At 62.5% G+C, this 23336-nt stretch carries 17 protein-coding genes and 2 pseudogenes; 17 read left to right on the top strand and 2 right to left on the bottom strand.

Annotated features, from left to right (window positions below; all coding sequences use genetic code 11):
* A pseudogene (gene tagH, locus GV002_RS12480) lies at window positions 1–814 on the bottom strand (type VI secretion system-associated FHA domain protein TagH); the annotation flags it as partial.
* Between the two features lie 381 nt (window positions 815–1195).
* Between tagH and tssA the strand changes: the two are divergent.
* The 17 genes and pseudogenes from tssA to GV002_RS12395 all read left to right on the top strand — a co-directional run bounded on the left by tssA (window position 1196) and on the right by GV002_RS12395 (window position 22113).
* On the top strand, window positions 1196–2221 hold the full coding sequence (gene tssA, locus GV002_RS12475; RefSeq protein WP_160018673.1) for a type VI secretion system protein TssA: 1026 nt from the start codon (window positions 1196–1198) through the stop codon (window positions 2219–2221).
* A gap of 84 nt (window positions 2222–2305) precedes the next feature.
* A complete protein-coding gene (gene tssB / locus GV002_RS12470; RefSeq protein ID WP_226945585.1) occupies window positions 2306–2821 on the top strand; it encodes a type VI secretion system contractile sheath small subunit in 516 nt (171 codons plus the stop codon).
* 14 nt (window positions 2822–2835) lie between these two features.
* Window positions 2836–4329 (top strand): type VI secretion system contractile sheath large subunit, encoded by a 1494-nt coding sequence (gene tssC, locus GV002_RS12465; RefSeq protein ID WP_160018672.1) that lies wholly within the window; start codon window positions 2836–2838, stop codon window positions 4327–4329.
* Window positions 4330–4457: 128 nt separating this feature from the next.
* Entirely contained in the window at window positions 4458–4946 is a 489-nt protein-coding gene (locus tag GV002_RS12460; protein ID WP_160018671.1) for an Hcp family type VI secretion system effector, read from the top strand.
* Between the two features lie 80 nt (window positions 4947–5026).
* Window positions 5027–5485: a T6SS effector amidase Tae4 family protein gene (locus tag GV002_RS12455; RefSeq protein ID WP_160018670.1), complete on the top strand. Its 459-nt coding sequence runs from the start codon at window positions 5027–5029 to the stop codon at window positions 5483–5485.
* On the top strand, window positions 5482–5934 hold the full coding sequence (locus GV002_RS12450) for a hypothetical protein (protein WP_160018669.1): 453 nt from the start codon (window positions 5482–5484) through the stop codon (window positions 5932–5934). Before GV002_RS12455 ends, GV002_RS12450 begins: the two co-directional genes overlap by 4 nt.
* Window positions 5935–5942: 8 nt before the next feature.
* Window positions 5943–6458 carry a type VI secretion system baseplate subunit TssE gene (gene tssE, locus GV002_RS12445; RefSeq protein ID WP_160018668.1) on the top strand — a complete coding sequence of 172 codons (516 nt, stop codon included), beginning with the start codon at window positions 5943–5945 and terminating at the stop codon, window positions 6456–6458.
* Window positions 6455–8314 (top strand): type VI secretion system baseplate subunit TssF, encoded by a 1860-nt coding sequence (tssF, locus tag GV002_RS12440; RefSeq protein WP_160018667.1) that lies wholly within the window; start codon window positions 6455–6457, stop codon window positions 8312–8314. The genes tssE and tssF overlap by 4 nt, the downstream gene beginning before the upstream one ends.
* Window positions 8278–9330, top strand: coding sequence for a type VI secretion system baseplate subunit TssG (gene tssG, locus GV002_RS12435; protein WP_160018666.1), 1053 nt, complete (start codon window positions 8278–8280; stop codon window positions 9328–9330). Before tssF ends, tssG begins: the two co-directional genes overlap by 37 nt.
* Window positions 9323–11995, top strand: a complete 2673-nt coding sequence (gene tssH, locus GV002_RS12430) for a type VI secretion system ATPase TssH (protein ID WP_160018665.1) — start codon at window positions 9323–9325, stop codon at window positions 11993–11995. The genes tssG and tssH overlap by 8 nt, the downstream gene beginning before the upstream one ends.
* Window positions 11996–12053: 58 nt before the next feature.
* Window positions 12054–13994, top strand: coding sequence for a type VI secretion system Vgr family protein (locus tag GV002_RS12425; RefSeq protein ID WP_160018664.1), 1941 nt, complete (start codon window positions 12054–12056; stop codon window positions 13992–13994).
* Complete coding sequence (locus GV002_RS12420) at window positions 13994–14422, top strand: DcrB-related protein (protein ID WP_160018663.1); 429 nt, start codon at window positions 13994–13996, stop codon at window positions 14420–14422. Before GV002_RS12425 ends, GV002_RS12420 begins: the two co-directional genes overlap by 1 nt.
* A gap of 6 nt (window positions 14423–14428) precedes the next feature.
* The gene (locus tag GV002_RS12415) at window positions 14429–18838 is read left to right on the top strand and encodes an RHS repeat-associated core domain-containing protein (protein WP_160018662.1); all 4410 of its coding nucleotides are present in this window, start codon (window positions 14429–14431) and stop codon (window positions 18836–18838) included.
* Complete coding sequence (locus GV002_RS12410) at window positions 18835–19425, top strand: hypothetical protein (RefSeq protein ID WP_160018661.1); 591 nt, start codon at window positions 18835–18837, stop codon at window positions 19423–19425. Before GV002_RS12415 ends, GV002_RS12410 begins: the two co-directional genes overlap by 4 nt.
* 83 nt (window positions 19426–19508) lie before the next feature.
* A complete protein-coding gene (locus GV002_RS12405) occupies window positions 19509–19859 on the top strand; it encodes a hypothetical protein (RefSeq protein WP_160018660.1) in 351 nt (116 codons plus the stop codon).
* Window position 19860: 1 nt separating this feature from the next.
* A pseudogene (locus GV002_RS12400) lies at window positions 19861–20229 on the top strand (RHS repeat-associated core domain-containing protein); the annotation flags it as partial.
* A 450-nt stretch (window positions 20230–20679) separates the two neighbouring features.
* Window positions 20680–22113, top strand: coding sequence for a hypothetical protein (locus tag GV002_RS12395; RefSeq protein WP_160018659.1), 1434 nt, complete (start codon window positions 20680–20682; stop codon window positions 22111–22113).
* 37 nt (window positions 22114–22150) lie between these two features.
* On the opposite strand, the gene GV002_RS12390 is transcribed toward GV002_RS12395, so the two are convergent.
* Window positions 22151–23302: a GGDEF domain-containing protein gene (locus GV002_RS12390; protein WP_160018658.1), complete on the bottom strand. Its 1152-nt coding sequence runs from the start codon at window positions 23300–23302 to the stop codon at window positions 22151–22153.
* Between the last annotated feature and the right edge of the window lie 34 nt (window positions 23303–23336).

Below are 23336 nucleotides of genomic sequence, written 5' to 3'. Positions count from 1 at the left end.
GGGCAGGGGCAGGAGCAGGGGCAGGAGCAGGAGCAGGAGCAGGCGCGGGGGCAGGTACTGCAGGCAGAGGTGGCAAAGGTGCCGGCTCTGCCTGCAGGGCAAGGTCCACGGCTGGCGCTGCTGCCGGGGTTGTCGCGGCAGGTGTGATGTTGTCGAGCAGGTCCCAGTCATCGGGGATCAGGCCTGGCTCGAGGCTTGGTTTCTGCTCGACCGGGGGGGTTCTGACCTCTGGTGGACGGAAGTCATGCTGCTGCGCCGGGACATGATCGGAGACAGGTACTGGCGCCGATGTGCTTGGGCCGAGAAAGTCGAAAAGATCCGGCAATGTCTCGTGTGGGGCGACGCTCTGCAGGTGGGCGCTGGCCGGGGAGTCGAAGGGAGTTGCCGGGGAGCTGAAAGGTGCGGGCGGAGCGTCCTGATGGCTCGCCATCAGGGCTTCGAAACTGCTCCCGGAAGGGACGGCGGAAAACGGTGCGGCGCCTTCTGCAATGGAACTTTCCAGTGCTACCTGAATTTCGTATTCACCGATGCGAATAACTTCGCCGTGATTCAGAAGTTCACTGTTGCCGCGTTGCATGCGTACACCAGCCTTGACCAGCTCCACACCATTGGTGCTGCTGTCAGTGATGTAGTAGCGGCCATCCTTGTTTTGCACAAGGCAATGCTTCGTCGAAACAAGGCGCGACGGGTCCGGTAATACCCAGTCATTATCAGGCCCGCGGCCAATTGCCAGCGAACCATATTCCAGGGTTTTCTCGGGGCATTGACCAGGGGTGATCTTGTGATAGCTGGTGATGATCAAACGCAGCGCCATTTGGCCTCCTTGCCCGGCTTTCGTGAATCCCGAAAAACTCATGAAAGCCTTTATTCATGCGGCTTTCAGGCCGCATACATCCCTCTTCAAAAGTCCATCAAGCGGGCTCTGGAACGCGAAAACACGCGATCTTACCTTTTGCTTCGTGATTCCCGTATGCGTCGAAGCGCGCAACTTCCCGAAACTTTGTCCTCAGTCACAAAGGTCTTGGGTGGGCGCCAGTCTACCTTGACTTTAAACATTTTTAAGTTGAAAAATGCGCGACGCCATCGAAATCGTGTAGTGGCCAATCAATATTAAAGGTTGATTGGCTTAGTGCAAGCCAGGATGAAGCTACTGCACTTTTGTGACACGGTTCAAATCGATAAGGAGATCGAGTACGTGGAGAATTCGTTGTTGCTCACCGCTGTTTCAGATGCATCGCCATGCGGTGAAGACCTGGAATACGACAGCGATTTTCTCCAGCTTGAGCGCGACGCGCTGGGGCGCCCGGAGCGCAGCATGGGTGATGCCATCCAGGCCGCCGAGCCGCCCGAATGGCGTCAGTTGGAACAGAGCTGTCACCTCCTGCTGCAACGCAGCAAGGACCTGCGCATCACGCGCTATCTGCTGCAAAGCCGCCTGGCGTTGCGCGGTGTCGAAGGCCTTGCCGACAGCCTCGAATTGATCTTCGAACTGCTCTCGCGCTATTGGCCCGAGATTCATCCGCAGCTCGATGTCGATGATGACAACGACCCCACCGTACGCATCAATACTCTCTCCGCGCTGACCTGCGAGACCAATATCGGCCTGTTGCGCAGTGCTGTGCTGGTGCGTTCGCGGGTGTTCGGCAACATCACCGTACGCGCGGCACTGAATGCCGCCGGCCTGCATCTGGCCAATAGCGAAAGCCTCAGCATCGAGGAACTCGGCGGCGCCCTGCAGGATGCCGACAGCGAAGCCTTGCAGCTCACACACGAAGCCCTGAAGCGTGCGCTGCACAGTTTGAACGCCATCGAGCAACTGGTCAGCGAACAGGTCGGCTCGGCACAGGGCGTGGATTTCTCTGCGCTGCAGCAACCGCTCAAGCTTGCCCTGCAGGTGCTCGGCGACAGCCCGGTTGGGGCCGCTTCGGAGGATTACCCGGCAGGTGGCGAAGCTGCGCAAGAGCAGCTGGCGCAGCACGCGTCGGCGCCTGCCGTAGCACGCGCCAGCGGCGAAATCAGCAATCGCGATGATGTGCTCAGAAGCCTGGAGCGGATCCTCACCTACTACGCCCGCCACGAGCCATCCAGCCCATTGCCGGTGCTGCTCAACCGGGCTCGCAGCCTGGTCAATGCCGACTTCGCGACCATCGTGCGCAACCTGATTCCCGATGGCATGAACCAGTTCGAAAACCTGCGCGGCCCCGACGCAGACCAGGCCTGATCGGCCTGGCATGCGGGATCACGCTTCACCGTAGATGGCCGAAGGCCGACACGCCGCGTCGCGTCAGGCGACCAGGAGAAAATCATGGCGAACAGCAGTTCTCAGAAGTTCATCGCGCGCAACCGCGCGCCACGGGTGCAGATCGAGTACGACGTCGAGTTGTACGGCGCCGAGAAGAAGGTGCAGTTGCCGTTCGTCATGGGCGTCATATCCGACCTTACTGGCAAGCCGGCCGAGCCTTTGGCGCCAGTGGCCGAGCGCAAGTTCCTGGAAATCGACGTCGACAACTTCGACTCGCGCCTCAAGGCGATGAAGCCGCGCGTGGCCTTCAACGTGCCTAACGAGCTGACTGGCGAAGGCAACCTGAGCGTCGACATGACCTTCCAGAGCATGGACGACTTCAGCCCGGCCGCCGTGGCGCGCCAGGTCGATGCCCTCAAGCAACTGCTCGAGGCCCGTACCCAGTTGGCCAACTTGCTGACCTACATGGACGGCAAGACCGGCGCCGAGGACATCATCATGAAGGCGATCAAGGACCCTGCACTGCTGCAGGCCCTGGCTAGCGCGCCGAAACCCCAGGACAACGAGCCCCAGGCCTGATTCGGAAGACCACCATGAGCGAACAGTTGCAACAAGACCGGGCCGCACTGGCCAGTACCGAGCAGACCAGCGAATTCGCTTCGCTGCTGATGCAGGAATTCAAACCCAAGACCGAACGTGCCAAGGAAGCGGTGGAGACTGCCGTGCGTACCCTGGCCGAGCAGGCGCTGGCGCAGACTGATCTGATCTCCAACGATGCGATCAAGTCGATCGAGTCGATCATCGCCGCCATCGATGCCAAGCTCACCGCACAGGTCAACCAGATCATCCACCACAGCGACTTCCAGCAGGTGGAAAGTGCCTGGCGTGGCCTGCACTATCTGGTCAACAACACCGAGAGTGACGAGCAGCTGAAGATCCGCGTGCTCAACATCTCCAAGCCGGAGCTGCACAAGACCCTGAAGAAATTCAAGGGCACCGCCTGGGACCAGAGCCCGGTGTTCAAGAAGCTCTACGAAGAGGAGTACGGCCAGTTCGGTGGCGAGCCCTACGGCTGCCTGGTCGGCGACTACTACTTCGACCAGTCGCCGCCCGATGTCGAGTTGCTTGGCGAGCTGTCCAAGGTCTGCGCGGCGATGCACGCACCGTTCATTTCGGCCGCCTCGCCGACCGTGATGGGCATGGGCTCCTGGCAGGAGCTGTCCAACCCGCGTGACCTGACCAAGATCTTCACCACTCCGGAATACGCCGGCTGGCGCTCGCTGCGCGAGTCCGAGGATTCGCGCTACATCGGCCTGACCATGCCGCGCTTTCTCGCGCGCCTGCCCTATGGCGCCAAGACCGATCCGGTGGAGGCCTTCGCCTTCGAGGAAAACACCGACGGCGCCGACAGCAGCAAGTACACCTGGGCCAACGCCGCCTACGCCATGGCGGTGAACATCAACCGTTCGTTCAAGCACTACGGCTGGTGTTCGCGCATTCGTGGCGTGGAGTCCGGCGGCGAAGTGCCGAACCTGCCGGCGCACACCTTCCCCACCGACGACGGTGGCGTGGACATGAAGTGCCCAACCGAGATTGCCATCTCCGACCGTCGTGAGGCCGAGCTGGCGAAGAACGGCTTCATGCCGTTGCTGCACAAGAAGAACACCGACTTCGCCGCCTTCATCGGTGCGCAGTCGCTGCAGAAACCGGCCGAGTACGACGACCCGGACGCCACTGCCAACGCCAACCTGGCCGCGCGCCTGCCTTACCTGTTCGCCACCTGCCGGTTCGCGCACTACCTCAAGTGCATCGTTCGCGACAAGATCGGCTCGTTCAAGGAGCGGGACGAAATGCAGCTCTGGCTGCAGGACTGGATCCTCAAGTACGTCGACGGTGATCCGGCCCACTCCACCGAGACCACCAAGGCGCAGCATCCGCTGGCCGCCGCCGAAGTGGTGGTGGAAGAGGTCGAGGGCAACCCCGGCTACTACAACTCGAAGTTCTTCCTGCGCCCGCACTATCAGCTCGAAGGGCTGACGGTGTCGCTGCGGCTGGTTTCCAAACTGCCGTCGGCCAAGGGCGCCTGAGCCCCGGCAGGCATGCGGGTCCTACCCGGCGACGTCGCCGCGTGAGGCCCGCCTGCCTGATACATGGAAAGCCCCGGGCTTTTCGCATTTCCACACCCTCGTGGCGATGACCACACCCAGGAGAAAACATGGCTGTCGATATCTTCATCAAAATCGGTGACATCAAGGGCGAGTCTCAGGACAAGACCCACAAGGACGAAATCGAAGTACTCAACTGGAGCTGGGGCATGTCCCAGTCCGGAAACATGCACACCGGTACCGGCGGTGGCGCTGGCAAGGTGAGCATCCAGGACCTGTCGCTGACCAAGTTCGTCGACAAGGCCAGCCCCAACCTGATGATGCATTGCTCCAGCGGCAAGCACGTGCCCAAGGTCACCCTGACCGTGCGCAAGGCGGGCGGCGACGCTCAGGTGGAGTACCTGATCATCAACCTCGAGGAAGTGCTGATCTCCTCGCTGAGCACCGGCGGTTCGGGCAGCGATGACCGTCTGATCGAGAACATCACCCTGAACTTCGCCAAGGTCACCGTCGATTACCAGCCGCAGAAAGCCGACGGCACCAAGGACGGCGGCCCGATCAAGTACGGCTGGAACATCCGCTCCAACGTCAAGATCTGATGTCCTGCCGCCCCCGGGGCCTGCGCCGGGGGCGGTCGGCCTTGGGAAGAATCCGATTCACCCAGTAATGAGACCGTTTCATGGCCAAGCCTTCGTTTATCAATCTGTGGAACGAATATCTCAAGATCTGGAACGAGTACCCCGACGGCAAGGTATGTGATGGTCCATGGGCGAACCAATGCGCCATTCGCATGAGCTACACGCTCAATGCCGAGCAGACCATCAAGGTCAACCAGTCCACCTACAGCGAACCCAAATGTGCGCACGCACACGCCAGGGGCGCTGAATCATTGGCCAACTGGTTGTGGAAACACCACTTGGGCCGCCCGTTGATCATCGGTGGCAGTGCACAGGAACGTCTCAAGCTGGCCGACAAGACCGGACTGATCTTCTTCAAGGACTGTTTCCAGCAAGCCGGACAGACCGTCGATGAGCGCACGGGCGATCACATCGATCTGTGGAAGCGCGGCTTTACTGCAGGCCGTTACGCTGACCCGAGGCACATGGCCCGGCAGATCTGGTTCTGGGAGCTGGCATGAGCAAGCGCCTTCGTACACCTTTACTGCTGCTCGGCATGCTGACCAGCCTCTGTGCATGCGCCGAATCGACTCCACCGCCTGCCACAGGCAATTCTGGCTACCCTGAGCACGTGGACCTGGCAGGGCAGATTTATAGACTGGAGAATGCCGGACAGGCCTGCGTATTGCGCAAGCCAGATCAGAGCGTACTGCCGCTGGACATTCCCTCGCCGTGTCATTTCAGCGTCGGCAAGGATGGCCAGGCACATGTCGAAACCTTTCAGGATGTGCCGATCGTCATGGTGCTGCATGTAGCCCCCGTGGCGGACAACAAACTGGAATGTCATTCGCAATACAAGGCCATTCGACTGATCAAGGGCCAGCTGGAACCATCGGTGCTGGCGCAGAGTGCCAGTTGCCTGCGCGGCGTCGGTGATCAGAAGAACTACACCGCGATGTTCGACTGGTAAACCTGCGCATGATCAGCCCCATGACCCCACGCGAGCGCTTGCAGCCCTCGCTGCTCGATCGCCTGACCGACGATGAGCCCGGCAACCCGCAGGAAAGCGCGGATCGCCGCGTGCTGTCGATGAACCAGCTCAAGGCTTCGGTGCTGCGCGATCTGACCTGGTTGTTCAATACCATCGCCCTGCTCGATGCCGACACCACGCGGCACACGCCGGCAGGCACCTCGGTGATCAACTATGGCCTGCCGCCGCTGGCCGGCAGCAGTGTTTCCGGGGTCGATATCGCCGCCCTGGAGAATCTGATCCAGCGCGCCATCATCACCTTCGAACCGCGCATCCTGGCTCATAGCGTGCGGGTGCGGGCGCATGTCGGTCACGAACAGATGAACCATAACGCCCTGAGTTTCGAGATTCAGGGTGACCTGTGGGCACAGCCGGTGGCCCTGCCCTTACTGCTGCGCACCGAGCTGGACCTGGAGTCCGGCCATGTGCAGGTGCTGCCCGCCGAGCAGCGGAGACGCTCATGAACCCCCGTTTGCTGGAGCTGTATAACCAGGAACTGCTGCACATCCGCGAAAGCGCCCAGGAGTTTGCCCGCGAATACCCGAAGATCGCCGGGCGCCTGACGCTGTCGGGAATGGAGTGCGCCGACCCCTACGTCGAACGCCTGCTCGAAGGTTTCGCCTACCTGACTGCCCGCGTGCAATTGAAGCTCGACGCCGAGTATCCGACCTTCACCCATAACCTGTTGGAGGTCGCCTACCCGCATTACCTGGCGCCGACGCCGTCGATGACCGTGGTGCAGTTGCACACCGATGCCAACGACGGCGCGCTCAACGGCAGCTTCAATCTGCCGCGCGACAGCGTGCTGCGTGCCACCCTCGGCAAGGACAGCCAGACTCCCTGCGAGTACCGCACGGCTCACTCGGTCACCCTGTGGCCGCTGCAGGTGGCGGAGGCCGAGTACATCAGCAACCCCGCCGCCGCGCTGGGTCGCCTCGCCGCCAGCGAGCCACGGGCCAAGGCCGCGCTGCGTATCACCCTGCGCAGCGGCGCCGAAATACCCTTCGCCAGCCTGGAGCTGGACAACCTGCCGCTGTATCTCAATGGCCTCGACGAGCTGCCGTTTCGTCTTTATGAGCAACTGCTGGGCAACCGCATCGCCGTGTTTGCCCGCCAGCCCGGGCGCGACTGGGTCGAACGGCTGCCTGCCGACGCCTTGCGCCCTTGCGGCTTCGATGACGCCGAGGCGGCGTTGCCAGTGGTGCCGCAGGCCTTCCAGGGCTATCGCCTGCTGCAGGAATACTTCGCCCTGCCGCAGCGTTTCCTGTTCGTCGATTTCTGTGGTTTGCGCCGTGCCGTGCGCCAGTGCAGCGGTCAAGAGCTGGAATTGATCGTGTTGTTCGACCGTGTGGACAGCCACCTGCAGAACCAGGTCGGCGCCAGTCAGTTCCTGCCGTTCTGTACTCCGGCGATCAACCTGTTCCCGCGGCGCCTGGATCGCATCCACCTGAGTGACAAGGTGCACGAGCACCACGCCATCGCCGACCGCACGCGGCCGATGGATTTCGAGATCCATTCGCTGCGCGGCGTCAGTGGCCATGGCAGTGGTCCGGAGCAACCCTTCCTGCCCTTCTATGCCGTGCGCGACCCTGCTCGCTATGGCCGCGATCAGGCCTATTACATCGTGCGCCGTGAACCGCGCGTGCTGTCGGCAGAGCAGCGCCGAAGCGGCACTCGCTCCAGCTATGTCGGCAGCGAAACCTTCATCAGCCTGGTCGACAGCCACCAGGCGCCCTATCGCCATGACTTGCGCCAGCTCGGTCTCAGTGCCCTGTGCACCAACCGCGACCTGCCGCTGTTCATGACCGTCGGCATCGGCAAGAGCGACTTCACCCTGGCCGACAGCGCGCCGGTGCAGAGCGTGCGCTGCGTCGCGGGGCCGAGTCGTCCGCGTGCCAGCCCGGCCCATGGCAACCAGGCCTGGCGGCTGATCAGCCAGCTGTCGCTGAACTACCTGTCACTGGCCGAGCAGGGCCAGGGCGCCGCTGCCTTGCGTGAAATGCTGCGCCTGTATGGCGACATGCAGAATCCGGCGCTGCAACTGCAGATCGAAGGCCTGCGCGAAGTCAGCGCCAAACCCTGTACACGGCGTCTGCCGATGCCCGGCCCGATCGTCTTCGGCCGTGGCCTGGAAATCACCCTGGAGTTCGACGAGAACGCTTTTCGCGGTACCGGGGTATTTCTCCTCGGTGCGGTGTTCGAGCGTTTCCTGGCGCGCTACGTATCCCTCAACAGCTTTACCGAGACGGTGCTACGCAGCACCGAGCGCGGCGAGATCATGCGATGGAAAGCCCGGCCCGGCCGTCGTCCGAACCTGTAGACACGCTTGAGCAGATGCAGGCACAGCCCTGGGAGTACGATTTCTTCCAGGCCCTGCGACGTATCGAGAACGAGCACCCGCATTTGCCACGCCTGGGGCATTCCCGGCGCCTGGCTGACGATCCGCTGCGCCTCGGGCAGCGTCAGGAAGGCACGTTCGCCCCGGCCACCCTGGCCGCCGTGACGCCCGCCAGCGATGAGCGTCCGGCGCGTCTGGAGCAGTACTTCTTCGGCCTTGGCGGGCCCAACGGGCCGCTGCCGCTGCACCTGACCGAGTACGTGCGCGAGCGCCAGCGCAACCACGCCGACAGCACCAGCAAGCACTTTCTCGACCTGTTCCATCATCGTCTGCTGACCCTGTTCTACCGCGCCTGGGCCGAAGCCCGGCCGACCGTCAGCCATGACCGCCCCGACGACGACTACTGGTCGGCGCGCCTGGCCGCCTTCAGTGGTCGCGGCATGCCCAGCCTGCGTCAGCAGGGCTTGCTGGACGATGCAGCGAAGCTGCACTTCAGTGGTCACCTGGCCGCACAGACGCGTTATCCCGATGGCCTCAAGGCGATCCTCGCCGACTACTTCGGCGTGCCGGTGCAGATCGAAGAGTACGCCGGCAGCTGGCTGAGCCTGCCCGAACGGACGCGCCTGGGCGTGGAGTCCAGCCAACTGGGCGTGGACTTCTGCCTCGGCAGCCAGGTCTGGGACCGCCAGCACAGCTTCCGCATCTGCTTCGGGCCGCTGACGCTCGAGCAGTACAACGCCATGCTGCCCGATGGCGAGTCCTTCGCGGCGCTGGTGGCCTGGGTCGCCGAGTACCAGGGCGACGAACTCGACTGGCAACTGAATCTCGTATTGCAGCGCGAGGAAGTCCCCGCGCTATGCCTCAACGGCCAGGCTCGCCTGGGCTACACCACCTGGCTTGGCCAGCCGCAGCACGACGCCAGGGATCTGGTGCTGGCCCGCCATCACGCCGCAGCGACCCCGCCGGCGGATCAATCAAGGAGAACTCCACATGGGTGAAATCAGTCGTACCGCGCTGTTCGGCAAGCTCAACAGCGTCGGTTACAAGGCCATCGAGGCCGCCACCGTGTTCTGCAAGCTGCGCGGCAACCCTTATGTCGAACTGGCGCACTGGTTTCACCAGCTCCTGCAACTGCAGGATTCCGATCTGCACCGCATCATCCGCCAGTTCAGCCTGGAGCCGGCGCGCCTGGCGCGGGATCTGACCGATGCACTCGACCGCCTGCCGCGCGGCTCGACCTCGATCACCGACCTGTCCTCGCACGTCGAGGAAGCGGTCGAGCGCGGCTGGGTCTACGGCAGCCTGATGTTCGGCGAGCATCAGGTGCGCACCGGCTACTTGGTCATCGGCATCCTCAAGACGCCGAGCCTGCGCCAGGTGCTGCTGGGCCTGTCGAGCGAGTTCGACAAGATCAAGGTGCAGACCCTGAGCGAGCGTTTCGACGAGTACATCGGCGATTCGCCGGAGAATCACCTGGCCGCCAGCGACGGTTTCGCCGCTGCTGCACCGGGCGAGGCCAGTGGCGCCATGGCGCCGGCGGCGATGGGCAAGCAGGAGGCGCTCAAGCGCTTCACCATCGACCTCACCGAGCAGGCGCGCAAGGGTGAGCTCGACCCCATCGTCGGCCGCGACGAGGAGATCCGCCAATTGGTCGATATCCTCATGCGCCGGCGGCAGAACAACCCGATCCTTACCGGTGAAGCCGGCGTCGGCAAGACCGCCGTGGTCGAGGGTTTCGCCCTGCGCATCGCCGCCGGTGACGTGCCGCCCTCGCTCAAGGATGTCGAGCTGCGCAGCCTCGACGTCGGTCTGCTGCAGGCCGGCGCCAGCATGAAGGGCGAGTTCGAGCAGCGCCTGCGCCAGGTCATCGAAGACGTGCAGGCCTCGCCCAAGCCGATCATCCTGTTCATCGACGAAGCCCACACTCTGGTCGGCGCCGGTGGCGCGGCCGGTACCGGCGACGCCGCCAACCTGCTCAAGCCGGCGCTGGCGCGCGGCAGCCTGCGCACCGTGGCGGCCACCACCTGGGCCGAGTACAAGAAGCACATCGAGAAGGACCCGGCGCTGACCCGCCGCTTTCAGGTGGTGCAGGTGCCCGAACCTTCCGAGGACAAGGCGCTGCTGATGATGCGCGGCGTGGCCTCGACCATGGAGAAGCACCATCAGGTGCAGATTCTCGACGAAGCCCTGGACGCTGCGGTCAAGCTCTCGCATCGCTACATCCCGGCGCGCCAGCTGCCGGACAAGTCGGTCAGCCTGCTCGATACCGCCTGCGCCCGCGTGGCCATCAGCCTGCACGCCGTGCCGGCCGAGGTCGATGACAGCCGCCGGCGCATCGAGGCGCTGGAAACCGAACTGCAGATCATCGCCCGCGAGCATGCCATCGGCATCGACGTCAGCCTGCGCCAGGCCAACAGCGAGAGCCTGCTGGCTGCCGAGCGCGAGCGCCTGGTCGAGCTGGAAAGCCGCTGGGCTGAAGAGAAGCAACTGGTCGACGAACTACTGGCCACCCGCGCCAGCCTGCGCGAAAGCGTGGGTGTGGTCGATCAGGACAGTGACAGCGACCACCAGAGCCTGCGCGCCCACCTGGTCGAACTGCAGCAGCGCCTGAGCCAGCTGCAGGGCGAAGCCCCGCTGATTCTGCCGACCGTCGACTACCAGGCCGTGGCCTCGGTGGTGGCGGACTGGACCGGCATTCCGGTCGGGCGCATGGCGCGCAACGAGGTCGAGACCGTACTCAAGCTCGACTGCCTGCTGGCCAAGCGCATCATCGGCCAGGACCACGCGCTGAAGATGATCGCCAAGCGTATCCAGACCTCCCGCGCCGGCCTCGACAACCCCAGCAAGCCAATCGGCGTGTTCATGCTCGCCGGCACCTCCGGCGTCGGCAAGACCGAGACCGCGCTGGCGCTGGCCGAGGCGCTGTATGGCGGTGAGCAGAACCTGATCACCATCAACATGAGCGAATTCCAGGAGGCGCACACCGTTTCCACTCTCAAGGGTGCGCCGCCCGGCTATGTCGGCTATGGCGAAGGCGGCGTGCTGACCGAGGCCGTGCGTCGCCGGCCGTACAGCGTGGTGCTGCTCGACGAGGTGGAAAAGGCCCACCCGGACGTGCACGAGATCTTCTTCCAGGTGTTCGACAAGGGCGTGATGGAAGACGGCGAAGGCCGCCTGATCGACTTCAAGAACACCCTGATCCTGCTCACCACCAACGCCGGCACCGAGCACGTGGCGCGCCTGTGTCAGGACCCGGACAACCTGCCTGACCCGGAGAGCATCGCCCGCGACCTGCGTCAGCCCTTGCTGGAGATCTTCCCGCCAGCGCTGCTCGGCCGTCTGGTGACCATCCCCTACTACCCGCTCAGCGACACCATGCTCAAGGCCATCACCCGCCTGCAACTGGGGCGCATCAAGAAGCGCATCGAAAGCACCCACAAGGTGCCGTTCGACTACGACGAGGCGGTGGTCGACCTGGTGGTTTCGCGCTGTACCGAGAGCGAGAGTGGCGGTCGGCAGATCGACGCCATCCTCACCAACGGCATGCTGCCGGACATGAGCCGTGAGTTCCTCACCCGCATGATGGAAGGCAAGCCGCTGGCCGGCGTGCGCATCAGCGTGGCCGACAACGACCTGACCTACAGTTTCGCCGACAACGCCTGAGCCCGAGCGCGGGTCGGCTTCTGCCGGCCCGCGCCATGGCAGGCCGGAACCCCGACCTATGTTCTTCGCCCAATCTACCCGCTTTGCCCGCATCACCAGCCCGCTCGGGCCGGACGTTCTGCTGCTGCGCTCGATGCACGGCAGCGACGAGCTGGGCCGTCTGTTCGAGTACGAGCTGCAACTGGTGTCCCACGACGCCAACCTCGATCTCAACCAGTTGCTCGGCAAACCGCTGTCGCTCTCCGTGCAGCAGCATGGCGGCGGTGAACGGCATTTCCATGGCATCGTCGCCGCCTGTGGGCAGGCCGTAGACCGTGGCCAGTTCGCGGCCTATCGGGTCACCCTGCGACCCTGGCTGTGGCTGCTCAGCCGCACCTCCGACTGCCGCATCTTCCAGCACATGAGCGTGCCGCAGATCATCAAGCAGGTGTTCCGCGACCTGGGTTTCTCCGATTTCGAAGACGCACTCAGTCGTCCCTATCGCGAGTGGGAGTACTGCGTGCAGTACCGCGAAACCAGCTTCGACTTCGTCAGCCGGTTGATGGAAAAGGAAGGCATCTACTACTACTTCCGCCACGAGGCCGATCGCCATGTGCTGGTGCTCGCCGATGCCTACGGCGCCCATGTGCCGGCACCCGGTTACGCCAGCGTGCCCTACTACCCGCCGGACGGGCAGCACCGCGAGCGTGACCACATCAACGACTGGCAGCTGGCCCAGCACGTGCAACCGGGCTCGATGGAGCTCAACGACTACGACTTCCAGCGGCCCAGCGCGCGTATCGACGTGCGCTCGGTCATGCCCCGTCCGCACAGCGCCGGCGACTATCCGCTGTACGACTATCCCGGTACCTACGTGCAGAGCAGCGATGGCGAGCAGTACGCGCGCAATCGCATCGAGGCCCTGCAGAGCCTGCACGAGCGCGTCGAGGTTGGCGGCAGCGTGCGTGGCATCGCTTCGGGCAACCTGTTCAGCCTCACCGGCTTCGGTCGCGCCGACCAGAACCGTGAGTACCTGGTGGTGTGCGCGCGCTACCACGTCGCTCAGGAATCGCTGGAGAGCGGCAGTGGCGGTGGTGGCCAGTTCGAGTGCCAGCTCACCTGCACCGACGCCCAGCAGACCTTTCGCCCGCTGTGCGGCACGCCCAAGCCCATGGTGCAGGGGCCGCAGACCGCCGTGGTGGTCGGCCCTGCCGGCGAGGAGATCTGGACCGACCAGTACGGCCGGGTCAAGGTGCACTTCCACTGGGATCGCCACGACCAGTCCAACGAAAACAGCTCCTGCTGGATTCGCGTCTCGCAGTCCTGGGCCGGCAAGAACTGGGGCCATATCCAGATTCCGCGCATCGGTCAGGAAGTCATCGTCAGCTTCCTCGAAGGCGACCCCGACCAGCCGATCATCACCGGGCGCGTCTACAACGCCGAGCAGACCGTGCCCTACGACCTGCCCGCCAACGCCACCCAGAGCGGCATCAAGAGCCGCTCCAGCAAGGGCGGCACGCCGGCCAACTTCAACGAAATCCGCATGGAGGACAAGAAGGGCGCCGAGCAGTTGTACATCCACGCCGAGCGCAACCAGGACATCGTCGTCGAGGTGGATGAAACCCACTCGGTGGGCCACAACCGGGTCAAGAGCATCGGCATGAACGAGACCGTCACCATCGGCAACAACCGCCTGCGCGCGGTGAAGCTCGACGACGTGCTGGTGGTGGGCTCGACCAAGACCGACAGCATCAGCCAGAGCTACCTCATCGAGGTCGGGCAGAACCTGCGCCTGGTCTGCGGCAAGAGCATTCTCGAACTCAACGCCAGCGGCCAGATCAACCTCAGCGGCGTGGCGATCAACCTCTACGCCAGTGGCGACGCCGAATTCAACACAGGCGGCGTCCTCAACCTGAACATTGGTGGCGGCCCTGGCGCCACGCCCGATGGTCAGGGTGACCAGGGCAGCATCGATGCCGCCGTCAAATCCCTGTTCGGGCAAGAGAAAGGAAACTCATGATGAGCTACACCACCCAGGAACTGAGCCTGCAACTGCCCGGCCAGGACCTGCAAGACAGCACCATCAACATCCTGCGCCTCAATGACCTCGGCACTTCGCTGGTGATCACCCGTGGCGCCCTTGGTGATGGCGAAACCCTGCGCAGCCACTTCGAGGCCCAGGTCGCCAAGCTGGCGAAACAGGTCAAGGATCTGCGCAGCAGCGCGCTGCAGGATGTTCAGCTCGGCCCGGCCCAGGCCGTCGTCGGCGTCGAGCTGCGCAGCCAGTTCAGCAAGGGGCCGGAGCAGGTCTACCAGTTTCAGCTCGGCGTACTGCTGGCCGATGGTCGGCGCCTGCTCGCCCTCAGCTACGTCAAGCCGACGCCGCTCGATGATGCCGACGCCGCGCACTGGGCGCAGATCAAGCACAGCCTCAGCCTCAACGGATGACCTGCGATGTCTGATGCGCTCTGGGCCGCCCGGCTCGGCGACGATCTGCTGCACACCACATTGCTGGCCGACATCGTCGGCGGCGTGCTGGAAGTGGCTGCCTATGCCGCCATCACCGCCGTGGCCTGCGCTGCGATAGTCGCCGCCACCGGCCTAACCGTGCTCACCGGCGGTCTCGGTGGCTTTGCCCTCGCTGCAGTGGTCGGTATCGCCGTGGGGGTCGGCATGAACAAAACCGGCTGGGACAAAGGGCTCACGACCCTTTGCGAAGGCCTGGGCAACGCCATCTCCCCGCCCAATGTCCAGGCCAAGATCGTCACCGGCGCCAACAAGACCAAAACCAATGGCCTGCCTGCCGCGCGCGCCGCTGGCAAGTTGGGCAGCGCCGCCGCGCCGTCCGGCACCGAGCTGGAGCAGGCACCGCCCGCCGAGGAACCGGAGCCCGGCTTCCTCGACATGGCCAAGAGCTTCTTCAGCGAGATGTGGCGCCCGACCGTCGCCGAGCCTGCGCCCGGCGTCATCCCCTGCCCGCTGGATGCCATCGAGTGCAAGAAGCACCCACCGATGCCCGTGCAACTGCTGGCCGAAGGCTCCAGCAAGGTCAGCATCGAAGGCCAGCCCGCGGTGCGCAGTGGTGATCGCAGCACCTGCGACGCCACGGTGGTGGAAAGCGGCAACATCTCGCCGAACGTGCGCATCGGCGGCGACGCCGTGGTGGTGCAGCCGATTCGCAGCGGCAAGACGCCCGGCATCGGCCTGGCCCTGGCCGTGCTCATGGCGCTGCGCGGCAACCCGCGCAAGCTGTGCAGCAAGCTGCCCTGCCTGGCCGCTGGTTTCGCCGGCAACATGGCCATGGGCGGTGCGACCGCCTATGCCACCAACGCCATCTCCAACGCCCTCGGCGCGGCCAGCAGCGGTGCGCCCAACCCGGTGCACGCCAGCACCGGGGCCAAGGTGCTCGGCGAGGATGACGACCTCGACTTCGTCCTGCCGGGGCTGATGCCCATCGAGTGGCAGCGCTTCTACAGCAGCCGCGACGAGCGCCGCGATGGCCTGCTGGGTGCTGGCTGGAGCCTGCCGTTCGAGATCGCCGTGCAGGTGCGCGCGCACCCGGAGGGCGGCGAAGCGCTGACCTATATCGACGAGCAGGGCCGTCCCATCGAGATCGGCAGCCTGCCACCGGGCGATGCCTGCTACAGCCCCGGCGAAGGCCTGAACTTCCGCCGCGATGAAAGCGGCGCGCTGCTGGTGGAAAGCGTCGATGGCCTTTACCGCCTGTTCGAGCCGTTGCCCGAGTCACCTGATCGTCTGCGCCTGAGCAAGCTCGGCGACCGCAACGACAACCGCCTGCTGCTCGAATACGACGCCGCTGGCCGGCTGCGCGCCGTGCGCGATGGCCACAACCAGCTGTGCATCGAACTGATTGCCGACACCCGGCACCCGCAGCGTCTCGGCCGGGTCGAGCGCCTGTTCGCCGATGCCCGGCGCGAAGTGCTGGTCGCCTACGGCTATGACGCTCAGGGCGATCTCAGCGAGGTTCGCGATGACAAGGGCCAGTTGCTGCGTCGCTTCGTCTACGACAGCGGCCGCCGTCTGATCGAACACCAACGCCCCACCGGCCTGCGCTGCTTTTATGAATGGAGCGAGCTGCACGGTGCCGATGGTCGCGAATGGCGGGTGACACGGCACTGGACCGACGACGGCGACGAGTACCACCTGCACTACGACCTCGGTGCTGGGATCACCCGGGTCACCGATGGCCTTGGCCGCGTCAGCGAACGCCACTGGAACAGCCAGTACCAGATCACCCACTACCGTGACGCCCTCGGCCAGCTCTGGCTGTTCGACTGGAACGACGAACGCCAGCTGCTGGCCGCCGTCACCCCGGACGGCGCGCGTTGGCAGTTCGCCTATGACGAATCCGGTAACCTCTGCGAAACCCTCGACCCGTTGGGGCGCCGTGACTTCACCCAGTGGCTCGGCCACTGGTCGCTGCCCGAAGCCGAGACCGACGCCGCCGGCAACGCCTGGCAGTACCGCTACGACAAGCGCGGCAACTGCATCGCCGAGACCGATCCGCTGGGCCATGTCACCCGCTACCGCTACGACAGCAGCGGCCTGCCGGTGGAGATCATCGACGCCAGCGGCAAGCGCAAGACCCTGCGCTGGAACGCCCTCGGCCAGCTCACCGAGCAGGTCGACTGCTCCGGCTACCCGACGCGCTTCGCCTACGACGAGCGCGGCAACCTGGTGCAGATCACCGATGCCCTTGGCGAGATCACCCGCTACCACTACGACAGCCAGGGGCGCCTGTTGCAGACGCAACTGGCCGATGGCCGCAGCGAGGCGTTTCAACGCGACGCCATCGGCCAGCTCAGCGCCTACCTAGATCCTGCCGGCAAGCCGGTGCGCTACCGTTACGACCGCCGTGGCCAGGTGCGCCAGCGCATCGATGCCCTGGGCCGCAGTGTCGGTTTCGAGTACGACGCCTATGGCCGTCTGCTGGCCCTGAGCAACGAGAACGACGAGCGCTACCGCTTCACCTGGGATGTGCTCGACCGCCTCACCGCTCAGCATGACCTCGACGACAGCGGCCGGCATTACCGCTATGACCCGCAGGGCAACCTCATCGCCCTGGCCTACACCCCGGCGCCTCATGGCACCGGCCTGGGCAGCGTACCCGAGGCGCCACCGGCGCCGATCATCCACCGCTTCGAGCGCGATGCCGTTGGCCGGATGATCGCCAAGCACACCGATGACGGTCGCACCGAATACGCCTACGACCCGCTCGACCGTCTGATCAGCATCGACCTCACCGCTGTCGACGGCCAGGTGCAGTCACTGGCCTTCGCCTACGATGCCCTCGGCCAGCTGCTCAGCGAGCAGAGCGCCGCTGGCACCTTGCAGCATGCCTACGACGAACTCGGCAACCTGCTGGAAACGCAACTGCCTGACCAGCGCCGTATCCGTCGCCTGTACTACGGCAGCGGTCACCTGCAGTTGCTCAGCCTGGATGATCGACTGGTCAGCCGCTTCGAGCGCGACCGCCTGCACCGCGAGGTGCTACGCACCCAGGGGCAACTGGTCACGCGCAGCCAGTACGACCGCAGCGGCCGCCTCACCGCGCGCCTGCGTCGGCGCCTGGAACAACCGGTGCAACTGCCGGCCGAAGCCGAGCGGCGCTACGCCTATGATCCCAGCGACAACCTGATCGGCCGCCTCGACCGTGACTCGGCCAGCCAGCGTGAACAGAAGCAGCAGCTGCACTACGATGCCAGCGGGCGCATCATCGCCAGCCAGGACCTGATTCGCGGCAATCTGGAAACCTACAGCTACGACGCCGCCGCCAACCTGCTGCATCCGGTCGGCGGCGAAGCCGCCAGCAGCGGCTGGGTGCGCCACAACAAACTGCTCACCTACCAGGACAAACGCTACCGCTACGACGCCTTCGGCCGCCTGGTGGAAAAACGCAGCAGCCGCCACCAGGTGCAACGGCTGAGCTACGACGCCGAACACCGCGTACGGGAAGTCACCAACAACGACGGCAGCCGCGTGGTCATGCACTACGACCCGCTGGGCCGGCGCATCGGCAAAAGCCACTACGATGCCCGTGGTGCCCTGCTCGGCCAGACCGACTTCATCTGGGACGGCCTGCGCCTGCTCAGCGAAACCCGCAACGGCCGGCACAGCCTCTACCTCTACGACGAAGGCAGCTACGACCCGCTGGCGCGCGTCGACGGCCAGGGCGAACACGCGCGCCTGCGCTATTACCACACCGACCCCAACGGCCTGCCGCAGCAACTTACCGAAGACGACGGCCGCTGCATCTGGCAAGCGCGCTACCAGGTCTGGGGCAACACCCTGGCCGAAACGCAGGAAAGCTTCTTCGTCGAAGAGCAGAACCTGCGCTTCCAGGGCCAGTACCTGGACCGCGAAACGGGGCTGCACTACAACACCTTCAGGTTCTACGATCCGGATATTGGGCGGTTTATCAGCCCGGACCCGATTGGGTTGGCGGGTGGTATCAACCTGTTCCAGTACGCGCCGGAGCCGTATGGGTGGGTGGATCCGTGGGGGTGGAGTTGTGTCAGTTTCAAGCGCTGGAGGCGGGGCGATGCAATCGACAAACCGCTCCCAAGCGGCAAGGCACCTACTTGGGATGTAGTAAGAGCTAGGTATTGGAAAAATCGTTATGAGCTAACCAAAAATACAACAGAGTTTAGTCCAGCTAATATGGCACGCATGAAGCGTGGCTCTGCTCCGTTAGACAAAAACGGAAATTCAATGGAGCTACACCACCACAATCCACAGCGTCGCGGTGGTAGAGAGGTGAATAATCCACGGAACCTTCGAGAGGTAACACGTGAGCAACATGCTGCACTTGATGAGTTTAGACATTTGGGAAATGCGCCATGATTCCATTAGAAGTCATAAAAAATTTTGTAGAGGCAAAAATAACTCCGAGAGAGTTTGAGAAGCTGCTACATGAGAATCAAGAGCTTATCGCCGTCCTAGAAGGAGATTTTTCACTTCCATCCTATATAGAAGAGTCAGATCTATATACATTTGTCATAGGGCAGAATTATTCAAATATTGAGCATGTGTTTAACGTTCAGGTATTGCTTTCGGATTTTCTGAAAGAGAATTCGGTGAAGCATGAGCGAAATAAAAGATATGAAGAATTATTTAATGTTGTTCTGAAGGTCCAGCCTAAATGGTTAAATATATCGTTTGACTATTTATCTAATCTGGTGAATTTCGCTCCATTGCTGAATGGTAAGGAGTTGCAAGCATGGATCAAGGAAGAAATAAAAAATGAATTTCGTTGCTTGAAGTCTCCGCCAAAATGGCTGCAAGCACCATGCTGGCCACTTGAAGACGGTAAGCCTCTTATATTTGTCGGTCAGTTAGATGCTGGTGATTTGATGCATGATACCTCTTGCGTATATGTATTCTTCAATCCGGCCAATAATACGTTTTCAACGTTAACGCAGTCGTGTTAAGTGAGGGAAAACATTCGGATTACCACCCTTCTGGTCGCGGCGGCAGAAATAAGTGGGGCGGCGGCTCAATTTGTAGGTGAAATATGAAAAAATTTAGATCTCTTGAAGAATTAGTAAAAACCTTCCAAGCAGAGAGCCAGGAAGAGTGGATTTATACCAATATGGAGCAGTGGAGTAACTCTTCAAAGGGTAATGATTTCTATATAATTACAGAAGAAGAGATAGACGAGCTTGCTGATGATGAAGTGTATGAATCCGCAAGTGGTGCTTTCTTACCTAAAGAATTGGAAGATCAGAATCTATATCCGTGGATACTGACAAGCACGTTAGAAGGTATATTGCTTAATCTGAATGGTGGTAAAAACGCACCTTTAGAAAAAATCAGAGGCGCAATAAATTTCTATAGAGGAAATGATGCTTTCTTAAGCGCCTGAAAGGGTAATAGGGGACGGCTTGCGCCTGCTCAGCGAAACCCGTAACGGCCGGCACAGCCTCTACCTCTACGACGAAGGCAGCTACGACCCGCTGGCGCGCGTCGATGGCCAGGGCGAACACGCGCGCCTGCGCTATTACCACACCGACCCCAACGGCCTGCCGCAGCAACTTACCGAAGACGACGGCCGCTGCATCTGGCAGGCGCGCTACCAGGTCTGGGGCAACACCCTGGCCGAAACGCAGGAAAGCTTCTTCGTCGAAGAGCAGAACCTGCGCTTCCAGGGCCAGTACCTGGACCGCGAAACGGGGCTGCACTACAACACCTTCAGGTTCTACGATCCGGATATCGGGCGGTTTATCAGCCCGGACGCCGATTGGCGTGCCCCCAATAAATGAGAGGGGAGCTGATCGTGTTGCCGCCACGCGAGCCGGGTCAGGCCTTCACGCATCGTTCTCATGTCTGCCGCTATGGCAAAAGGCTTACACGCTGAAGCGCAACGGGCCTCTCCCGTCTTATGCGTAGGCTGGCTAATCTACACACACCTGCCGGGAACTGGATGTCCCGGGTCAAGGAAGACAGACCGCGCCAGGATGGCAAACGACAGGATGTCGGAAGGTCTTTAAAAAACCCGCTTCGGCGGGTTTTTTGTTGGCCGCGTAAACGTGATCGGCCTGACCTGTGTAGTTACCGGCACGGATATTGGCTGTTGCCTTTGATCATTGTGCCGCGCTCTATTCAAACTGAGAGCAAAGCAGTCGAAGCGCTCCACCTTGGGCCTTTAGAATTCGTATTCGCTCGTTTATTCAAGGATCTGGCGCATGGACGCTCGCTACAACGGTATCCGTTTCCCTCTTGCACTGAGTATTTCGCTGACGGTTCTGGCATTGGCCGGCTGCAGTTCCACACCGAAGGCACCAGCCGTTCATCCGGGGCTGGCGGTATTCGAAAAGGCTGTCGGCCTGCCTGTAACCCCGCATTCGATTGTGCGCGAGGGCGATGACGTGACCTATGTGGTCATGCGTCCAGAGACGAAGTCGCTGTATGCCCGCTTCGAGGCCTCCTGCGTTCGAGGCGTTGCCAGCATGTATTTCCCGACCACGCAGGGAATGCTGGCTTTCGCCGAGTCATCGGCAGCTGATAATGGCCTGCCTGCCCCTCAACTCCATCAGTTCCTGAACAGTGCTCAGTTGCGGGAGGTCTGCACGCAAAGGCCATCACCCGATTGGCGTGCGTTGGAGCAAGCGCAGGACAGCGACTGGCTGGCGCTGGATCGCAATAGTCTGCAGCGTGAAGGCGACCTGCTGTATGTCTGGGCCGAGCAGAATCCTTTGCGCTACAGGGTCGAGCAAAAGGGCGTGACGCTGAAAGGGCGAAGCCAGGAGCGTCTGGCATTGAATTGTCAGCACAACACCCTGATGCAAGTGAGTCAGTTCTACGTTGACTCGCAGGGTGGTATCGCTGGCGGTCAGATCAAGCAGCAGATAGTCATGCAGCCCCTCGTCGAGGCGTTCGACTATCAGCAACGGGTGTTCAAGGCGGCCTGCCAGCCGGAAGCGGAACTGAGCAAGTTGCCGCACGCTGCATCACGTGCACCGCTGCCGCCCATGCTCACAACCCCGGAGGCTGCCGACGCAGTTCTCTCGGCTATCGCGGATCTGAAACTATCTGCTCCCGAGCGCACTCTGCGCAAGCTGAGTTATCGCTACGACGCGCAGGTGATGAATCGCGTGAATCTTAAAGGTTTGCAGCAGGACGTGTTCGTCTCCATCGACGCCGCATCTGGACAGGTCCTGCAGCAGGTTCAGGACCCCACGGTAGATCCAGCGTCTATTCATCTGACCTTCCTTGGTCTGTTCGACCTGGCCGCTCGCTCGCTCGATACCGAAACCGGCAAGGAAGAGGCAAAAGCACAGTCGCCGATCGGTCTGAGCTTTACCGGAGACTGGCAGGCCATGCCGTCCAATACCGAGGTCAGTTATACCCGGACGTTCAGCAGAACCTCTTCGAGCACTGGCGGGGCAACCAGCCACGCCAACACGGTAACCTGCCGAATTGGTGCCGAACGGCCCGCCAGCAGCCTGCATCCAGCGCTGCTTGGTACGGTAAAGCCTTTCAACTGCACAAAGCTCAAGACCAAGCAGGTGAATTGGACCGAAGATCATTGGTACTTGAGTGACTATCGACTGTTTGTGAAGGCCAGCGAGAATAGTCTGCTGAGCCGTATGCAATGGCGTATAGAGTCAGTCGAATGACGGTAGGGATCACCCGATAAATCCCATACTCTGCGTGTCAGTCCATCGTAGCCAGTACCTGCGTATTGCGCCCGGCATGCTTGGCGCGATAGAGCGCGCCGTCGGCCTTGAGCAGCATGCTGGTGATGTCATCGTCCAGGGCGGGTGTCAGCCCGTAAACACCGGCACTGAAGCTCAAGGCGATGTTCTTGTCGTCGATCTGCGCCGGGTGTTGGGTAAGCGACTGGCGCAGCTGATCGACCAGCTCCAGCGCGCCACTGGCATCGGTACCGGGCAGGATCAGCAGGAATTCCTCACCACCGTAACGACCAATGCTGTCGTTACGCCGCAGACGCTGCTGAAGATGGTCCGCGCAGTGCCTGAGTACGTCATCGCCAACCAGGTGGCCATGGCTGTCGTTGATCTGCTTGAAGTGATCCAGATCGAGCATGGCGATGGACAGTGGTGTGTGTTGACGGCGAGCACGCTCCAGTTCGTCGGTGAGTCGCTCGAGTATCGCCAGGCGATTGGGCAGCCGGGTAAGCGTGTCACGCAGGGCGGTCTGCCGTAGTTCCGATTCGATACGCTCGCGCGACAGCAGCACCAGGCCGAAGGAGAACATGATGATGGTGGCGGCGCCGAGGGCGACCGATACGGTCTGCTTCAGGTTGCTCACGTCGTAGTGCATCTCTGCCGGCGCGCCGCTGAGGATGACCGCTACGCGAATGCCCAGTCCGAACAGGCTGATGCCTGCGCCAATGATCAGGATGCGATGGGCACGGCCACCTGCCACGGCATGGATGCGGCTCAGGCGCAGGATCACCAGGCATTGCGTGAACAGCAGCAGGCAGGCCACCAACTGGCGGGGTTCCTGGGTGTCGATCAGCAGGCTGAGCAGCACGCCCAGCAGCAGCGGAAAGGCGAAGGCCAACCGCCAGGGCGGGCGCCGACCATGGATCAGCGGCAGGCTGACGGTGTAGAACGCCAGTGCCGTCGACAGCAGGGTGTTGGCCAGCACGTAGGTCAGCCAAATCGAAGCCTGCCCGAACAGGGTGAAGCCGATGTAGGCCAGCGCGTGGGAAAGCATGCCCAAACCCGTGGTGAGCATGCCGTCGCGGTGACGCAGCTGGCCGACCAGGATCAGGCAACTGCCCATGATCACGGCGACCAGCGCGACGGCTCCGAACAGGGTCTGGGTGTGGGCGATCATGTCGGCCTTCTTGTTTTCAGGAGTTGCTTAACTC

The sequence above is a fragment of the Pseudomonas sp. 8O genome, from assembly GCF_902506495.1.
Taxonomy (GTDB): Bacteria; Pseudomonadota; Gammaproteobacteria; order Pseudomonadales; family Pseudomonadaceae; genus Aquipseudomonas; species Aquipseudomonas chaetocerotis.
Note: the sequence above shows the minus strand (reverse complement) of the source record. Positions and strands in the feature narration are given on the sequence as shown.